The sequence below is a fragment of the Odoribacter sp. genome (assembly GCF_985060555.1).
In genome coordinates this window covers 1-18321 of sequence record NZ_CFKYFN010000074.1, presented here as the reverse complement: position 1 = coordinate 18321, position 18321 = coordinate 1, and the positions used below count along the sequence as shown (strand labels likewise).

Genomic DNA, 18321 nt, shown 5'->3' with positions numbered 1-18321 from the left:
AAATGGTAAAGTCGGGTATTTGTTTTATACATCCTTATTTTTACAATTCATCGGAAATACTGAAATCTTTATTTGCAAACAGTTCAGCCAAGCCGGACACCTGTTTCAAACGCAATAGTTCATCTTTATCCATACCGATATTCTTCAATATCCATTGATCCGACATACCGGCTTTAGTTAATTCGGCAACAATATGGCTCATCAACTCTACATTATGAGTTCCTCGGGCCCGGTTATGCCGGATCGTAGATACCATCCGGTTCGAGATATCTTTTTCAATGACGGCGACGGGCAACAATCCTTTCTCCCGTTCATATATCCGGGCAGATTTTTTTAAAACCAGGTAACGGTGATAACCGTCGACCAGTTCATACTGGTCTTTATCGGGAAGATAATAACATACACAGGGCATAGTATAGCCATCCTCCCAAATGGATAATTCCAATAGTTTCATTTCAGGAGGTGCGACAACATTGGGATTATAATTATTGGCGACCACCTTTTCTACAGGTACTGCGATGATCTTATATACCGGGCTTTGATACTCTTTCATTACAAAATAACTTATAATATTTCTTCATGATTTGCTCACGCCTTTCCTGCTCTACTTTCGAGGCAGAAAAACCCATGTATTTACAAATATGGTCATTCTTTAAAATACAAAGACAGAATCTTTTATACGTCGGCAATTCTTTAAATTCGGATAGCTCGATATCATCCAGATATTCCATTCGTACAGGCCTTTTGTTCGTCCTGTAATTGCTTTTTTCTCCTACTGTAATCGGCACCCCGGCACGCCGTAATTTCTCGATCGTAGACTCGGCCAGACACCCTCCTTTTTCTCTCCAGAATTTTATACTGACCTTCAATTTGCTCAAGTAATTCTGTCGTATATTTTCAGGAAGTGTACCCAATAAAAATTGCATATAGCTGGCCCAGGTATACCCTTCCGGCAAAGTAATTTTTTGTCGGTATCCGACTGCCGTAGTGGTACTGTAAATCGCAGTAAAATTGATTCCATTCACCCGATTGATCATACGTCCCCACATATCAGGATCAATAGCCCGGTATAGATTCAGGCTTTCCCGGGCTTCCGATATGAATGGACTGGCTACCCTTTGCTTTTCCAAAGGCACTCCTGCCTGATAATAAAGATCGTAAAGATGGTTATAAGCCCAATTAAATTTTCCATTGGCAATCCATATATCCCTCGTCAACCAATCGTATATCGGATAAGCATTGTAAACACCGGTATCCAACCTTCTCACCCATTTCAATCCTTTGAAATGATAAGCGTCTCTCCCATTCAGGACACGCCAGCGATTCAGACTTTCCTGGGTTCGGATTCCCACCAGGCAACAAGTCCGTTTGGCTTTTTTGTACCGATGTAACCAACGGGCAAAACTACGCTGAAAATCATAGTCCCACATCCGTCTGGAAAAAAAAGGAAAATCCTTACGTGTATAAGCCCCCTCAGGTATGGATCTCACCCAACAATCTTTCTTTTCTTCATCCCAGGGACGCCAAAACTTTTGAAACATGGAAGTACAGGTCGATACCTTGAAAGGTACACATACCCGATATACTTCGAAAATATCGCTATTCGACGCCAAAACTTCATCTACATAACGAATCGTTTCTCCGTATTGTATTTCATAATCTAAATGAAAAACACCGATTTTACGCCCCGGACAATGTTTCCGGATATAATCGGTACATAATTGTAATAATACACCACTATCCTTACCACCTGAGAAAGACACATATATATTATCGAAATGTCCGAATATTTTTTCTAATCGTATTTGTGCCTGTTCATATACATTCAGAGGGTTTCTTGTTGTCGGTGTTCCATTTTTGCATATAATTTCCATGGCCTGATTATAGAAAAGCCATTCGCTGCAAACACAGATAAATGGCGAGAGTGAGTAACAGATTGCAATTTATATTGTCCGGCATAATGACGAATGACCTCCCGCAATAAAGCTGCCAATAGGTCCGGATCGTCTTTATCGATGTAATAATTATTGATTACAGCATATTTGTCTTTTATTTCTACCGGCATAAAACCAACAACACGCTCTTCCTCGATAGCTATAAACCAAATATGATGCATAGAGGTTTTAAATGGATAATTATTATTTTCCCGGAGAATACAAGGTTTCATAACCAAAGGTGCAACAAGACGATATAAACGCTCCGTCGTACCTCCTAATTTTTCTATTTCCATAAATTAAAATTTATCGTTACGATAAATAACACCACTAAAACTCCAGCTCTATCACCATGATTACGCTTTACAAGATTCGATATTAATTTTTCAGGATCAATACCGAGTAAAATTTATATTAAACCAGCAAAACCGATTTTTCACAAAATTATAAAATAGCAGTACAATTTCAAAAAAAATGAGAAGTACTATTGATAAAATTTGAATTGTAGTGTATAGAGGAAGTAATGATCCGATAGGATTTCAAGGAGTACTCGTCCTGTAGGTGACAATCTTTTTATACCGATTTGCTTATATAGCCGGAAAAATAATCATTTCAACAACATATACTATTCCCAAAACAATGAAAGAAGCATTCCAAACCACAAAATAATCCTTTTTTAATTACAGAAATCACAGAGGCAGGGTTGAATTTCCTTCCTTTTGCAATCTCTGTAACTACAAAAAATATTTTCTATCCTCTCTGACGTACCACTTCAAAAAGCAACACTGCTGCTGCAGCGGAAACATTCAGGGATTCGATCTGACCTTTTTGTGGGATTTTAATACAATCGGTCGCAATATTGATCAACTCCTCATCGATCCCCTTATCTTCCGATCCCATAATAATTGCTGTAGGCAAAGTCAGGTCTGCACCAGTATAAAACTTTTCTGCTTTCTCGGTAGCAGCATATACCCGAATGCCCCGTTGGAATTTCAATTCGCGGACCACTCTCTTTAAATTCAATACCCGGCACACCGGCACATGATATAAAGCACCGGCAGAGGTCTTCAAAGCATCTGAAGAAATTTTAGCCGAATTTTTATTGGGAATGATCACCACATCCACTCCGGCACATTCTGCACTCCGGACAATCGCTCCGAAATTACGGACATCGGTTACCCGGTCCAGGATCAATACAAAAGGTACCCGTCCCGCCGCTTCGACGCCATCCAACACTTCTGTCAGATCCTGATAGGGAACAGGTGATATTTCAGCCAGTACCCCCTGATGATTCCGATCGGCGAAAGGCTTAAAAACATCTTCCGGCACATACTGGAAAGGAATATTCCGTTCCCGGATCAAACTGAACAACTGCTGAAACAACTCGCCTCGTACGCCCTGTTTCAACATCACCTTATCTATCTCCTTTTCCTGCTGAATCGCTTCAATCACAGCCCGGATCCCGAATATACATTCCTGTTTATATTTTGCCATATTCCGCCTTTTATTTTATATCTTTAATAACCTTCTTCTCTCCCTCTATATTCATAACCTTTAGCTTTTAGCCTCCAGCTTTTTACCTTTTACTTTTCACCTCTTCCTCTTCCTCCGTCGCTTTCTCCCATTCTGTCATCGCTTCTTCCAGTTCTTTTTGTGTCTCTCCGTATTTTTTCAACAACTCATCGTTCACCACTCCCGCAGCCATCTGTTTTTCTAAAGCAGCCACTTCACTTTCCAGTTCCGTGACCCGTTGTTCGGCCCTCTCTACCCGTTGTTCAGCCTTACGGATTTCCTTATTCAACTGTTTTCTTTCTTCAAAAGACAGTTTATTCTCACTCACTTCCCGCTCGGCTTCATCATTAGAAATTCCATTGCCTTTGGGTTTATGCAATTGTTCATATTCCCGGAAACAAGCAATCTTCTTGGCTGCCAGAAAATCGGTTATCCCTCCTAAATATTCCTTGATATGCTGGTTAGCGAACTCATATACTTTATCCGCTAAACCGGTCAGGAAATCACGGTCATGAGATACGACAATCACTGTACCTTCGAACTTTCTGAGCGCTTCCTTCAAAATATCCTTTGTCCGCATATCCAGGTGATTCGTCGGCTCATCGAGAATCAAAAGATTATAGGGCTCCAGTAATAAACGTACCATCGCCAAACGGGTACGTTCTCCTCCCGACAATACTTTTACTTTTTTGTCAACCTCCTCTCCGGAAAACAAAAAGGCTCCCAAAATATCCCGGATTTTCTTACGGATTTCCCCTTCGGCAACCCGATCGACCGTATCCAGGACAGAAACTTCAGGATCCAATAAATCAGCCTGATTCTGAGCAAAATAACCGATATTGACATGATGTCCGATCTTCAATTCTCCCTCGAAAGGAATCTCGTTCATGATCATCTTGACCAGGGTAGATTTACCTTCTCCATTCTTACCGACAAAAGCTATTTTTTCTCCCCGCTTGATATCCAACTGAATACCTTTCAATACCACATGATCACCATAAGCTTTCGTCAACTCCTTACCCGTCAGGACAATTTCTCCCGACCGGACAGCCGGCTGGAACCGCACTGTAATACGGGCCATATCTTCTTCCTCGACCTCTATCCGCTCCAATTTTTCCAACTGTTTGATCCGCGATTGCACCTGAACGGATTTTGTCGCCTTATACCGGAAACGCTCTATAAAATCTTCTGTATCCTTAATCTGCTTCTGCTGGTTTTGATAAGCCCGCATCTGCTGTTCGATCCGTTCTTTATGCAATTGCTCGAACTGAGAATAAGCCACTTTATAATCATACACTTTCCCCAGAGAAATCTCAAGCGTCCGGGTGGTCACATTATCCAAAAAAGCACGGTCATGAGACACCAGGACTACAGCCCCGGAATAAGTCTGCAAAAAAGATTCCAGCCAGGAAATAGATTCTATATCCAAATGATTGGTCGGCTCATCGAGTAAAAAAATATCAGGACGTGCCAATAATATTTTAGCCAATTCGATACGCATGCGCCATCCCCCACTAAATTCCTCACAATTACGGTCGAGGTCTTCCGGTTTAAAACCCAGGCCCTTCAAGACAACCTCTACCTCACGGTCGATATTATTCTCCCCCCGTATCGCCAACAATTCCGTTTTCTCATGAATCTTATCCAAAAGTTTCATGTAAGCTTCCGACTCATAATCTTCCCTCCCAGCCAACTCCAGATTCAATCGCTCCACTTCATCCTTCAAGGCAAACAAATCGGCAAAAGCCTTTTCAGCCTCTTTGCGGACGGTATTTCCATCCGTATATACTTTGGTCTGGGGTAAATATCCGATCTTTATATCCGAAGCCATCGAAATATTCCCTTCAGACGGTATTTGTAAACCTGCTAACATCTTCAGTGTCGTCGATTTCCCTGCTCCATTCCTTCCCGTCAAACCGATCCGGTCTTTCTTATTGATCAGAAATGAAACAGAATCCAATAAATAGAATCCTCCGAATACAACACTTACATTATTAACTGAAATCATAAAATCATAAACTAAGTCCACCGCAAAGATAGGGTGAAAAAAATCCCCAAACCTGTTTTTTGTCATGTTTTTTACACAAAAACTTTCTTATTTTTGACCAACTTAAAAGATTTTTCTTACAACCAATAAAACTAATTCACTATGCCTAAAGGAGTTTACAAATTACCAAACATTACCAATGAACCGATAAAAAGTTATGCTCCGGGATCTCCCGAACGCGCAGCATTAAAAGAAAAATTAAACGAGATCCATAATCAGGTAGTCGACATCCCGATGATCATCGGTGGCAAAGAAATCCGGACCGATAAACTGGCCGACATTCGTCCGCCTCATGATCACCAGCATTTATTAGGGCATTATCACCAAGGAGATGCCTCCCATGTACAATTAGCTATCGACGCTGCAATGAAAGCAAAACCGGCTTGGGAAAAGATGAACTGGGAAAGCCGGGCTGCTATTTTTCTGAAAGCGGCAGAGCTGATTTCCGGTCCTTACCGTCAGATTTTAAATGCCGTGACGATGTTGGGACAATCCAAGAATGCTTTTCAGGCAGAGATCGACTGTGTTTGTGAATTGGCTGATTTCTATCGTTTCAATGTTAAAAATATGTACGATCTTTATCATATGCAACCCAACTCGTCGGCAGGCATCTGGGATCGTACGGTATGGCGCCCGTTAGAAGGTTTCGTATTTGCCCTGACTCCGTTCAATTTCACTTCTATTGCCGGTAATTTGCCGGGAGCTCCTGCTTTAATGGGAAATGTTTGTGTATGGAAACCTTCGAAAACTGCAGTCTATTCAGCTTATATCGTCATGAAAATATTACAGGAAGCCGGTCTGCCCGACGGTGTGATCAACTTGGTATACTGTTCAGGCCCGACAGCTTCAGACGTAATATTCAGCAATAAGGACTTTGCCGGTATTCATTTCACCGGTTCTACCGGAGTATTCAATGACATCTGGGCTACTATCGTTAAAAACATCGGTAAATATCGTTCTTATCCACGTATCGTCGGTGAAACCGGAGGTAAAGATTATGTTTTTGCCGACCCGACAGCTAAAGCACTACCGGTAGCGACAGCTTTAATCCGGGGAGCCTTTGAATATCAGGGGCAAAAATGTTCTGCCGCTTCACGCGCTTACATTCCTTCCAACATCTGGCCGGAAGTAAAAGCTTTGATGCAGGCAGATTTGAATAAAATCAAAACCGGAGGAGTCGAAGATTTCAGTAACTTCGTCAATGCTGTGATAGATGAAGCTTCTTTCGACAAACTGGCCAAAGCAATCGATGATGCGCAAGCTTCGCCCGATGCCGAAGTGATCCTGGGAGGCAAATACGATAAATCCAAAGGCTACTTTATTTACCCGACTGTTATCCAGGCCAAGAAACCGGACTATATTACGATGCGCGAAGAATTGTTCGGTCCGGTATTGACGATCTACGTATACGAACCCGATCAAATAGAGGAAACGCTCGACCTGCTGGATGCCGGTTCAGCTTATGCCTTGACCGGAGCTATTTTCTCCAACGACAGAGCTAACATCGAAAAATTGACCGAGCGCCTGACACATACAGCCGGCAATTTCTACATCAACGACAAACCTACCGGAGCTGTCGTCGACCAGCAACCTTTCGGCGGCGGCCGGGCTTCCGGAACCAACGATAAAGCCGGATCCGTGTTCAACCTGCTGAGATGGGTATCTCCACAATGTATCAAAGAAACCTTCATCCCCGCAACCAACTACATGTATCCGAATTTTTTGGAAAGCTAAAAAGGCTATAAGCTAAAGGCTAAAAGCTAAAAGTAAGAGGCTATAAGGTTAAAACAAGAAGCTAAAGGCTAGGCTCATCCCCTGCTTTTAGCTTTTTTTATCGCCTAATTTCACCGTTTTACTTCTGTCCCATTATTTTTTTACCTTTATCTATTAGCCTCTCGCTCTTAACCTTCCCCCTTTACCTCCTACCTTTAGCTTATAGCCTCTTACTTATACCCTTTAGCTTATAGCTTCCCACCTTTGGCTTTTTCAGCCTTCCCGCTTTTTTTTACCTTTTACCTTTTACCTTTTACCTTTTTAACCCTATCTTTGTCCGTTTATCTTAACCAACTTATCATGGCAGGAATAAAAAGTTTAGCCAAGGACACGGCCATTTATGGTATGAGCAGCATCATCGGGAAATTTTTAAACTGGTGTCTGACTCCTTTGTATACCTACTTGCTTGTCCCGGCCGAATACGGGATTGTCGTTTACTTGTATGCCTGGATCGGTACCATGCTCGTACTTCTGACTTACGGTCTGGAAACCGGTTTTTTCCGGTATGCCAACGACTCTTCTAAAGGAGATCCCCAAACCGTATACTCCACTTGTATGACTTCGCTCGGGATCACGACCTGTCTGTTTCTGATCTTGGTTTTCAGCTTCTTATCCCCCATATCGGGAGCATTACAATACGGGCAGCACCAAGATTACATCGGGATGATCGCAATAATCATCGCCCTGGATGTTTTCAGTGCCCTTCCCTTTGCCTATTTGCGTTACCGCTTACGTCCCCTTCGTTTTGCTTTCCTGAAATTATTGAATATCGCACTCACTATCATTTTCAATTTATTTTTTCTGGTAGTTTGTCCGGTCATTTATAAAAATCATCCCGACTTGATCTCCTGGTTTTACCGGCCTGATTATGGAGCTGGGTATATTTTGGTTTCCAATGTGATCGCTTCCTTCGTATTGTTGTTGTTGCTGACTCCTGAAATATTCAGGATACGCTGGCATTTCGACTGGCGGTTGTTAAAAGAAATCCTGCATTACTCTTTCCCGCTATTGATTCTGGGATTAGCAGGTATCATGAACCAAAATCTGGATAAAATCCTATATCCTTATCTATTGTCCGACCCCCAGGTTGCTGCCGATCAATTGGGAATATACGGAGCCAACGTCAAAATCGCAGTAGTCATGATCATGTTCACCCAAGCCTTCCGTTATGCATACGAACCTTTTATTTTTGCCAAAACCAAAGGAGAAGATAAACGCACAACTTATGCCATGGCGATGAAATACTTTGTCATCGTAGATTTACTCATTTTTCTAGGAGTTATGTTCTACCTGGACATTATCCGGTATTTCATCGATCCCCGTTATTTTGTCGGTTTAAGAGTAGTACCGATTATTATGTTGGCAGAATTGTTTTCAGGTATATTTTTCAATCTTTCGCTGTGGTACAAACTCACGGACCGTACTCAGTGGGGGGTATATTTTTCTTTGATCGGTCTGGTCATTATCGTGGCCCTCAACGTTCTGTTCGTACCGAAATTCGGTTATATCGCATGTGCCTGGGCTGCTTTTGCCTGTTATTTTGTGATGATGTTTCTCTCCTGGCTGGTGGGGCAAAAATATTATCCCATCCATTACGATCTGAAATCCATCGGAAAATATTTGCTTTTGGCTTTGGTGCTATATGGCATTGCCGTCAGTGTCCCTATCGAAAACATGTTGCTGCGTTTGGGGTTCCGGACCATCCTGTTATTTATCTATCTGATTTATCTGATCAGGCACGACCTGCCGTTGAATCAGATTCCCTATCTCAACAAACTGATTTTTAAAAAACAAAAGTAATCACTTCTATTTTTCATTTATAATGGCTTTTATTGATGTATTGGAACAATTCCGGAATTATCTGAAAGGCATTCTGGACTCTTCGAACGAAAGGGAAAATGAGGCGGAGACCATCGACAATATCCGTAAAGGAATCAATTTCAAAGGCAGTAACCTTTGGGTATTGATTTTTGCCATCTTTATCGCTTCCCTGGGACTCAATGTAAATTCCACGGCAGTGATCATCGGTGCCATGTTGATCTCCCCTTTAATGGGACCGATCATGGGTATCGGCTTAGGGGTCGGAATCAACGACTTTGAATTGATCAAAACCTCTTTCCGGAATCTGGCTATCGCCACTATTTTCGGTATCCTGACTTCCACCCTTTATTTCCTGATCTCTCCACTCAACGAAGCCCGTTCCGAGCTATTAGCCCGGACCACTCCTACCATCTACGATGTGCTTATTGCTTTCTTCGGCGGACTGGCCGGCATCGTCGCTTCAAGCACGCGTCTGAAAGGAAATGTGATCCCCGGTGTAGCCATCGCTACCGCTTTGATGCCTCCCCTCTGTACTGCGGGATTCGGTATCGCCAGTGGTAACCTGACCTATTTTTTCGGAGCTTTTTACCTCTATATGATCAACTCTGTCTTTATCGCCTTCGCCACCACGCTGGGAGTCAAACTCATGCATTTTTCTAAAAAGACTTTTGTAGATCCCGTACGGGGCAAGAAAGTACAGCAGATCGTTTACACCATCATTTTTGTGACTATGGTACCCAGTATCTACATCACTTACAACATGATCAAAACCAATATCTTCGAAACAAACGCCAACCGTTTTATCACCAATGAAATCAATTTTCCGAATACTTTCGTAGTCAATAAGCACATCCTGCAAGACAGTATTTCCGTCACCTTGATCGGTAAGGAAGTGCCCGAAGACTACCTGGCGATATTACGTCAAAAACTATCCCAATACAAACTGGAAGGTACTCGTCTATCGGTTCTCCAGGGACTGACACAGGAAAAAGAAAAAGGACAAAAAGATGAGTTGGATAACATGATCCTACAGGATTTTTACAAGCACAATCAAAATAAAGTATTACGGCAAGAGAACGAAATCATCCGCCTGCGGGCTCAATTGAACAGTTATTCCAATTACGATTCCCTGGGCCTGAAAATTACCCCCGAGATCAAAATTCTATTTCCCAAGGTGGAAACGATCGGCTTATCGAAAATGATCAGGAATCGGATTGCAACTTCACAATCCGACACCCTGACAGTAGCGATTCTATCCTACACACAAAGGCTGACGCCAGAAGAAAAGCAGCAATTACACGCCTGGCTTACTACCCGGCTAAATGTCGGGAAGCTGGAAATCGTTACGGAAAATCAGTAACAGCTTATTTCCGCGGCACCCATTTCATCTCTTCACATCCCGAATCGTATGCTATTTTACGTGCCAGGATAAATAAATAGTCCGATAATCGGTTCACATACTTCATCACCGACCCGTCTACCTCAGTCTCTGCGGCCAGATCCAGTATCCGCCGTTCTGCACGCCGGCAGATCGTCCGCGCCATGTGACAAAACGAAACACACTGATTACCACCCGGCAACACGAAGTATTTCATCGGAGGAACTTCGGCATCCATCCGGTCGATGCCATTTTCCAGTAATGCAATATCTTCTTCCGTCACACCAATAGGCTCCTTCAGATTGGCCGACGACTCAGGATCAGTAGCCAAATTCCCTCCCACATCGAACAAGCGGGACTGAATCTCCACCAATTCTTCTGCAATCACCTGCTCCAAAGGAAAAGAACGGATCATGCCTAAAAAACTATTCAATTCATCGATCGTACCATAAGATTCCAAACGTGCACTATTCTTCGGTACTCTCTTTCCTCCAATCAGGGAAGTCATTCCTTTATCACCGGTTTTTGTGTAAATTTTCATGACAATTTTCTTTAGTTATCTCTCTGGTTACCTGCCAAATTCTCAGTTCTTCAAAATTTAGTAGTGCCTCATAATATCTAATTTTAAATCAAACCATTATCCATCCCCCTCTTCTTTTTACGTCTTATCCGCCGTCACTGTTTTATCCGTTATCCCTCTATATCATCAAACAATACCTCCCCTCCTGGATCTTATCGTCAAAAAATAGAATCCCATACCACATCATATCCACCGATACAGTTGCTTTTTCAAGCCATTGGTGCCACAGACGGGCATGTATTCCCTTCTTGTGAATATCGGCAATAACGATACATTTCTGCGGGTGATTTTGCAACATTCCGGCAAAAGTCGTTTCATCCAGTGGAAACTGCCGACCGATATAAATGAAATCGGCAGATTGCAATGTATCCAATTGATTAACACTAATCTCGACATCACAAACTTCCTGCAAATACCGACAAAGGATATCGGCATTTTTTCCCAGGCAAATCATCCGATGTACCCGAAGCGAACGTACCAAACGGGATAATAAGCGGAAAATTTTTCTCTCCCGATGATTCAAACAATTTTCTCTCTCCAACCTCTCGGGATATTGAAATTGTTTCTCCCGATCCCGGATAACATTTAAAATTAAATTAAACATAAAAGGGGAATGCACTCCATATCCCCGTTTATGTCTAAACCGGACAGCATGTTTTATCCGCTCTTTCAGATAGCCCATTTTTCTATGAATTACAGTCGTTTCAAAGATTTGAATAAAATCTGATCAGACAAAAGTAGTGCATTTTTTCCAATTTCATTTTTAGGCTCATGAAAAACGTTGTAACTTTGAAACGGTAAAGAAAACACCACAATTTACATGTGCCGTTTCCGACCGATTAATTTAAAACTTTGTAACACGATTCATGGAACTTGCAGGATTGAATATCAAATTTCTACCCGGTGTCGGTGAAAAGAAAGCTGCCGTGCTCTATGAGGAACTTCAGGTGCAGAGTTATGAGGATATGCTCTACCATGTCCCTTTCAAATACATCGACCGGAGTAAAATCTATTCCATCGCAGAATTGAACGGACGTCTGCCTTATATTCAGATCAAGGCTAAAATCCGTAATCTGAAAACCATCGGTGAAGGCAAAGCCTTGCGTATGACTGCAACGGCTTATGACGAGACAGGAACCCTGGAATTAGTCTGGTTCAAAGGATTTAAATTCCTGACCAACCAAATCGAACCCGACAAAGAATACCTGATTTTCGGACAACCTTCCGAATTCAACCACAAGCTGAATATTGTACATCCTGAAATCGACAGCTTTGAAAAAGCTTCCCAACTGTTGGTCGGTTTTCAAGCCGTCTATCCGACCACCGAAAAGATGAAAAAGGCTTTCCTAAACTCCAAAGCGATCAGCAAAATTCAGGATTCCATTTTTAAAACCATCAAAGGGAAAATCTCAGAAACCCTGCCAGCCTGGTTTATTCAGCAACACAAACTCATGTATCTGCATGAGGCTCTCTATAATATCCATTTCCCGGAAAATCCGGACATGCTGCGTAAAGCTTTATTCCGACTGAAATTTGAGGAACTATTTTACATCCAGCTGAATATCCTGAAACTCAAATACAAACGCAAAACTTATTTTAAAGGCCATGAATTCAAAACGATCGGTGAATATTTCAACACATTCTATCATCGATACCTACCTTTCGAACTGACCGATGCACAAAAACGGGTGATTAAAGAAATCCGTCAGGATTGCGGCAGTGGGAAACAGATGAACCGGCTGTTGCAGGGAGATGTAGGCAGCGGTAAAACCCTGGTGGCTGTGATGTGTATGCTGATGGCGCTGGACAATTGTTGCCAGACCTGTCTGATGGCTCCCACCGAGATTCTGGCCACCCAACATTATGAAACGATCCAAGGGATGTTGGGAGAAATGGGGATCACCGTAGCTTTACTCACAGGGTCGACAAAAAAACGCGAGCGGGAAGAAATTCACCGGGGCTTACAGGACGGTAGCCTGCAAATTCTGATCGGTACCCATGCTTTGCTCGAAGATGTGGTGTCTTTTCAGAATATCGGCCTGGTGATCATCGACGAGCAACACCGTTTCGGTGTAGCCCAACGTGCCAAACTCTGGCAAAAAAATACCATTCCTCCCCACGTACTGGTGATGACAGCCACCCCTATTCCCCGTACATTAGCTATGACTTTATATGGTGACCTCGATGTGTCGGTAATCGACGAACTTCCTCCGGGACGTAAACCCATTACTACTTTTCATGCTTTCGATAAAAAACGATTGGAAGTATTTCAGTTTATTGAAAAAGAACTGCTCAAAGGACGGCAGGCTTATGTGGTATATCCCTTGATCTATGAGTCGGAAAAAATGGATTTCCGGAATTTGGAAGAAGGCTACGAACAAATCAACAATTACTTCCTTCCCAAAGGATATAAAGTAGGCATGGTTCACGGTAAACTCAAACCGGCTGAAAAAGATTCGGAAATGCGCCGTTTTGTCACCGCAGAAACCAAAATACTGGTATCGACGACAGTCATCGAAGTGGGGGTAAACGTTCCCAATGCTTCTATTATGGTCATTGAAAGTGCCGAACGTTTCGGATTGTCACAGCTCCATCAGTTACGGGGACGGGTAGGCCGCGGCGCTGACCAATCGTATTGTATTCTAATGACTTCCTATAAGATTTCCAACGACTCCCGGAAACGCATCGATACCATGACCGCTACCAACGACGGTTTTGAAATCGCCGAAGCCGACCTGAAATTGCGTGGTCCCGGAGATATCGAAGGAACCCAACAAAGTGGCCTCACCTGCAGTCTAAAGGTGGCTAATCTGGGTAAAGACACCTTGATCCTCAACGAAGCAACCCGAATCGCCAACGGCATCCTGTCCGAAGATGCCGATTTGATCAAGGAAGAAAACCAACTCTTCGCCATCCAAATCAAACGCCTGTTCAAAACCCGCATTACCTGGAGGTATATTTCCTAGAGTGAAAACCTTTCCCACCCGATATCGTAAATACCGACAAATAACCATAAAAAGAAATGCAATGAAAAAATTTATCACACGGGCGGCAGTAGTTATTCTGATCGGAGGAATGTCGGTAGCTATCGGCGGATGTTACGGTCCTTTCCGTTTAACAAGCAAATTACACCATTGGAATGGACAAGTCTCTCAAAAGAAATTTGTCAATGAGTTGATATTTTTAGGCATGTGTATCATTCCCGCTTACGAAATCTGTATTTTGGGAGACGGTTTGATCTTCAACTCCATCGAATGGTGGGGAGGCCGGAATCCGATCAGCATGAAAGACGGGCAACAGGAAGAAGTGAAGTTCGCCTATGAAGGCCAGGAGTACAAGGTGACAAAAACCAAGGACCAAATGACCATAGCCCTTGTAAACAGCGACCAGAAAGTCGATTTCAGGTATTTTCCGGAAGAAAAATCCTGGTATCAGATGAATGGGGAAAACAAAGTAAAAGTGGTTGAAATGAAAGGTAAACAAGTATATACTTACCTTCCGAATGCCAAAACCCTCGTCTTCGACGAAAGCAACATGGAAGAAGTCGAAACACAGGTGATGTCAGCCAGATAAATTACACAAGGGGGATGAAATCCGATCCAAAGGTTTTCATCCCAATATTCCTCATCAGTCCCATACCTTTTGTAACTTTTACCCCCAATATCTACCCCTGTACTCTATCATCTTATTTTAAATTAGTCGATGACGATCTTTTAAAAATAGGAATAAAAAAATCTAAAGTATTTCCTTCTAAATATTTCATTTCCTGGCATAATAAAATACAGTTTCCAAACGATTATTTGTATTCTCCGACAAAATATGCTGAGCTGATCGAGCACATTCAGTCACAGTTAACAGAAGAGGAATGGAAAAAATACAAAGAAGGACATGATGATCTGATCAAAATTTATAAAGAATTAAATGAGAATAGCAATACGATCATTTGGGGATTGAAATTCAAGTGATCTGGATTATCTGATATCTATCCAAATAAACACCAATCGCTCCTAGTGTATGTCCCATACCTCAAATTTTTAACCGTGCCTTCAGAATAACCGGATTATCATCCAATTTTATCTTCTGATAGGCAGCTTTACTCTGCTCGTCAAACAAATCGGAGAGGTTACCTTCCTTCAATTCCATCGGAGTAAACGGAAAAATAAACCGATCGTCGACAAAATCCCCAAAAGGACTGAAAGGGAAAGATTCTATAAAATCAGTAGCAACGATATACTCCCGGGTATTCCTATCCAAAAACAGGAATCTGTTTTCCCAATCTCCTTTTACCTTACATGACATCATCAGGCACAAATAATCCCGGCTACCCCACATTTTATTTATAAAAGAATTGAAGTTCCGGTTCAAAAAATCTTCCATTTCCCGGTCATCGACTATAACCCGGTCAAAATCAGCCAGTGCAGACAGATCATTGTTATATTTCCCGAAATCGAAGCAAAATGCCGGAACGAATGCCGTATCCCGTACTTCATATACGACAGATTCAAAAGCCGGAGCATAAAAAACCTGATCTTCTACCCGGAAAAAATGCGAAGGGCTACCGGCAAGCGGAAGATGATCTCTTTTCTGAGTGATCACACACCTCTCACTCAAAGAATAAAAAGTGTATGTATAATTATACCTTCCTGAAATCACAATTAAAGTATCCCGATTCAACGACACTATTCCATGAATGATCTCCCGGACAGCATCTAGCCGGATTTTTTCCCGGAAATGCCCGGACAGTTCGAACAAATGGAGATAATCCAAACTTTCATTCAGGTACAAAACCGGCAAATAAGGATTCCCCGCCATTCCATTGATCCCCCGGTATTCATTCTCTCCTCTCCCTTGCTAATCGATCCGATACAAAAAATGTCCCGACGAATCGAAACAGCTTACCCCTTCCGGCTGATTATGCCGCATAAAATACCGGTTCCGATACACCATCGGATACACACTCCCCATGAGGTTATTCTCCGAAGTCTCCAATGGCACCAACTCGATTTCCGAAAACACATCCGACACCCCCACTTCCCTTGCCCGATCCATATCGACCGGGATCATCTCCAGATTACTCTTCTTTACTTTATTCTGGCATCCCCAAAGTAATACCACGACCCACATCCACACCCCTAAAATCATTTTGAATTTCTGCATGCCTGATCATTTCGAATCCAAATATACTTCAAATACCCAAACAAAGTTAATTATCCCGGAAAACAATCGGAAAATATTCGGATATCACTATTTCGAAAATAAAAAAAGAGCACCTCGTAGAGAAGTGCTCTTTTCATCTTTATTTTACGCTTTATTTCTTTTTATAGAATTTATGCGGTTTGATCATACTTTCGGGTTTCAGCAACTGATCCAGTTCATCTTTGGTCAACAGTCCTTCTTCGAGTACCAGATCGTAAACACTACGGTTTTCTTTCAGAGCACGTTTAGCGATACGGGAAGAATTCTCATATCCCAAAGTCGGATTCAGGGCAGTGACGATACCGATACTGTTCAATACCATTTCACGGCAATGCTGAGTGTTGGCAGTAATGCCTTCAACACAAAGGATCCGCAGACGATCCATACCCTTCTGCAACATCTTGATCGAACTGAAGATGGCATGAACCATAACCGGTTCCATCACGTTCAACTGCAACTGTCCGGCTTCGGCAGCAAAGGTTACGGTCAGGTCGTTACCGATAATCCGATAGCAAATCTGGTTTACCACCTCGGGAATTACCGGATTCACTTTACCCGGCATGATAGAAGAACCCGGCTGCATCGGCGGCAGGTTAATTTCATTCAAGCCGCAACGGGGGCCACTGGATAATAAACGCAGGTCGTTACAAATTTTAGATAATTTCACAGCCAAACGTTTCAGGGCTGATGAATACATGACAGATGAACCGGCATCGGGAGTAGCCTCGATCAGGTTAGAAGCCAGTACAAACTCTTCTCCGCTGATGATCCGCAAATTTTTGATACATTTGGCAGAATATTCCGGTTCGGAATTGATACCTGTACCGATAGCAGTTGCCCCCATATTCACTTCGAGGAACAATTTAGCCATCTGGTTCAGCCGGTCTACTTCTTCCTCCAGGTTTGCAGCAAAAGCTTCGAATTCCTGTCCCATAGTCATCGGCACAGCATCCTGCAACTGGGTACGTCCCATTTTCAGCACTTCTTTAAACTCTTCTCCTTTAGCCCGGAATGCCTGAATCAACAGTTTCAGGTCAGCAACCAGTTCCTCGTTCATAAAGATGAAGGCCAACTTGAAAGAAGTCGGATAAGCATCGTTAGTCGACTGAGACATATTGACATGGTTGTTCGGGTGACAGTATTGGTATTCACCTTTTTGGTGTCCCATCAATTCCAATGCCCGGTTAGCAACCACTTCATTGATATTCATATTGGTAGAAGTACCTGCACCTCCCTGGATCAGATCGACCGGGAACTGATCATGGAGTTTGCCTCCGATAATTTCTTCACAAGCCCGGGTAATTGCATTGGCAATATCGTCCGGAAGGATTTCCAATTCCTGGTTTGCCTTTGCAGCAGCCCATTTCACCATAGCCAATGCTTTCACATAATTCGGATAGTCTCCGATGGTGATCCCACTGATATTCTGGAAATTCTCGATTCCCCGAAGAGTTTGTATACCATAGTACGCATCTGCCGGCACTTCTTTTTCGCCTAGCAAGTCATGTTCAATACGTGTTTTCATTATATCAATCGTTTATATTACAATAAGACTTGATCTTTTCCCTACGCAATTCACCGAAAAATGTTTCAATCGAATCGCTAAAGCCTTTGGATTATAACAGTTTGCTTCATATTCACCTATAAAAGCTTACACTCCTTCTCTAAAGGCACCCCAAAGTTAGAAAAGAAAAAAGGATTAAACCAGAGATTTTCAAAAAGAAATAACTCGCTCATTACCTGAGAAAAGAATGAGACACAAACGTTTACGAAAATTTAAGGAATATTTAATAGATCGGACCCTTAAAAAAGGAATGATTTACCGCCTGTCATCTACTTTTTTACGGAGAAACCAAAGGCATGGGGGGAGAATGACTATCTTTTCCTGGGAATAATGGAAAAAGAAGAGTAAACTTTAATTCTACCATTCTCTATTTCTCCATTCTCCCAATTTATGGTAGGTTTATTTCGTTAGTAATTTGTCTTCGGTGATCGGAATTGGCGACCCGGTCGCTTCTGTCGGTCGTCTAACTTTTTCTATCACTGACCGGCGGAACTCCTCGCAAGCTCGTCAGACACC

Annotated in this window: 14 protein-coding genes and 1 pseudogene; 6 read left to right on the top strand and 9 right to left on the bottom strand. The window is 42.4% G+C overall.

Going from position 1 to position 18321, the window contains the following annotated elements; genetic code table 11:
- Positions 1 to 40 precede the first annotated feature (40 nt).
- From AC5RDS_RS09980 to abc-f, 5 genes are all read right to left on the bottom strand, one after another.
- Positions 41 to 553 (bottom strand): IbrB-like domain-containing protein, encoded by a 513-nt coding sequence (locus AC5RDS_RS09980; protein ID WP_013612151.1) that lies wholly within the window; start codon positions 551 to 553, stop codon positions 41 to 43.
- A complete protein-coding gene (locus AC5RDS_RS09975; protein WP_306445088.1) occupies positions 525 to 1874 on the bottom strand; it encodes a DUF3440 domain-containing protein in 1350 nt (449 codons plus the stop codon). Before AC5RDS_RS09975 ends, AC5RDS_RS09980 begins: the two co-directional genes overlap by 29 nt.
- Positions 1826 to 2230, bottom strand: coding sequence for a hypothetical protein (locus AC5RDS_RS09970; protein WP_013612153.1), 405 nt, complete (start codon positions 2228 to 2230; stop codon positions 1826 to 1828). Before AC5RDS_RS09970 ends, AC5RDS_RS09975 begins: the two co-directional genes overlap by 49 nt.
- A gap of 454 nt (positions 2231 to 2684) precedes the next feature.
- Positions 2685 to 3428 (bottom strand): 23S rRNA (guanosine(2251)-2'-O)-methyltransferase RlmB, encoded by a 744-nt coding sequence (gene rlmB, locus AC5RDS_RS09965; RefSeq protein WP_013612154.1) that lies wholly within the window; start codon positions 3426 to 3428, stop codon positions 2685 to 2687.
- Positions 3429 to 3510: 82 nt separating this feature from the next.
- On the bottom strand, positions 3511 to 5454 hold the full coding sequence (abc-f, locus tag AC5RDS_RS09960; RefSeq protein ID WP_175315816.1) for a ribosomal protection-like ABC-F family protein: 1944 nt from the start codon (positions 5452 to 5454) through the stop codon (positions 3511 to 3513).
- 141 nt (positions 5455 to 5595) lie between these two features.
- On the opposite strand from abc-f, the gene pruA reads away from it, so the two are divergent.
- The 3 genes from pruA (at position 5596) to AC5RDS_RS09945 (ending at position 10447) form a co-directional block, all read left to right on the top strand.
- Positions 5596 to 7227, top strand: coding sequence for an L-glutamate gamma-semialdehyde dehydrogenase (gene pruA / locus AC5RDS_RS09955; protein ID WP_022161415.1), 1632 nt, complete (start codon positions 5596 to 5598; stop codon positions 7225 to 7227).
- A 339-nt stretch (positions 7228 to 7566) separates the two neighbouring features.
- Positions 7567 to 9066: a lipopolysaccharide biosynthesis protein gene (locus AC5RDS_RS09950; RefSeq protein WP_022161416.1), complete on the top strand. Its 1500-nt coding sequence runs from the start codon at positions 7567 to 7569 to the stop codon at positions 9064 to 9066.
- 22 nt (positions 9067 to 9088) lie between these two features.
- Entirely contained in the window at positions 9089 to 10447 is a 1359-nt protein-coding gene (locus tag AC5RDS_RS09945) for a DUF389 domain-containing protein (RefSeq protein WP_013612158.1), read from the top strand.
- Between the two features lie 4 nt (positions 10448 to 10451).
- Here the strand turns inward: AC5RDS_RS09945 and AC5RDS_RS09940 are convergent, their stop codons facing one another.
- The gene (locus AC5RDS_RS09940; protein ID WP_022161417.1) at positions 10452 to 11006 is read right to left on the bottom strand and encodes a cob(I)yrinic acid a,c-diamide adenosyltransferase; all 555 of its coding nucleotides are present in this window, start codon (positions 11004 to 11006) and stop codon (positions 10452 to 10454) included.
- A 157-nt stretch (positions 11007 to 11163) separates the two neighbouring features.
- Positions 11164 to 11727, bottom strand: a complete 564-nt coding sequence (locus AC5RDS_RS09935; RefSeq protein WP_013612160.1) for a hypothetical protein — start codon at positions 11725 to 11727, stop codon at positions 11164 to 11166.
- A gap of 184 nt (positions 11728 to 11911) precedes the next feature.
- On the opposite strand from AC5RDS_RS09935, the gene recG reads away from it, so the two are divergent.
- The 3 genes from recG to AC5RDS_RS09920 all read left to right on the top strand — a co-directional run bounded on the left by recG (position 11912) and on the right by AC5RDS_RS09920 (position 15010).
- The gene (gene recG / locus AC5RDS_RS09930; protein ID WP_013612161.1) at positions 11912 to 14011 is read left to right on the top strand and encodes an ATP-dependent DNA helicase RecG; all 2100 of its coding nucleotides are present in this window, start codon (positions 11912 to 11914) and stop codon (positions 14009 to 14011) included.
- 61 nt (positions 14012 to 14072) lie between these two features.
- Complete coding sequence (locus AC5RDS_RS09925) at positions 14073 to 14618, top strand: DUF3332 domain-containing protein (protein WP_022161418.1); 546 nt, start codon at positions 14073 to 14075, stop codon at positions 14616 to 14618.
- Positions 14619 to 14632: 14 nt separating this feature from the next.
- Complete coding sequence (locus tag AC5RDS_RS09920) at positions 14633 to 15010, top strand: hypothetical protein (protein ID WP_022161419.1); 378 nt, start codon at positions 14633 to 14635, stop codon at positions 15008 to 15010.
- Positions 15011 to 15071: 61 nt separating this feature from the next.
- Here the strand turns inward: AC5RDS_RS09920 and AC5RDS_RS09915 are convergent.
- Positions 15072 to 16169: pseudogene (locus AC5RDS_RS09915) on the bottom strand (DUF4934 domain-containing protein).
- A 184-nt stretch (positions 16170 to 16353) separates the two neighbouring features.
- Positions 16354 to 17766 (bottom strand): aspartate ammonia-lyase, encoded by a 1413-nt coding sequence (aspA, locus tag AC5RDS_RS09910; RefSeq protein ID WP_022161423.1) that lies wholly within the window; start codon positions 17764 to 17766, stop codon positions 16354 to 16356.
- Between the last annotated feature and the right edge of the window lie 555 nt (positions 17767 to 18321).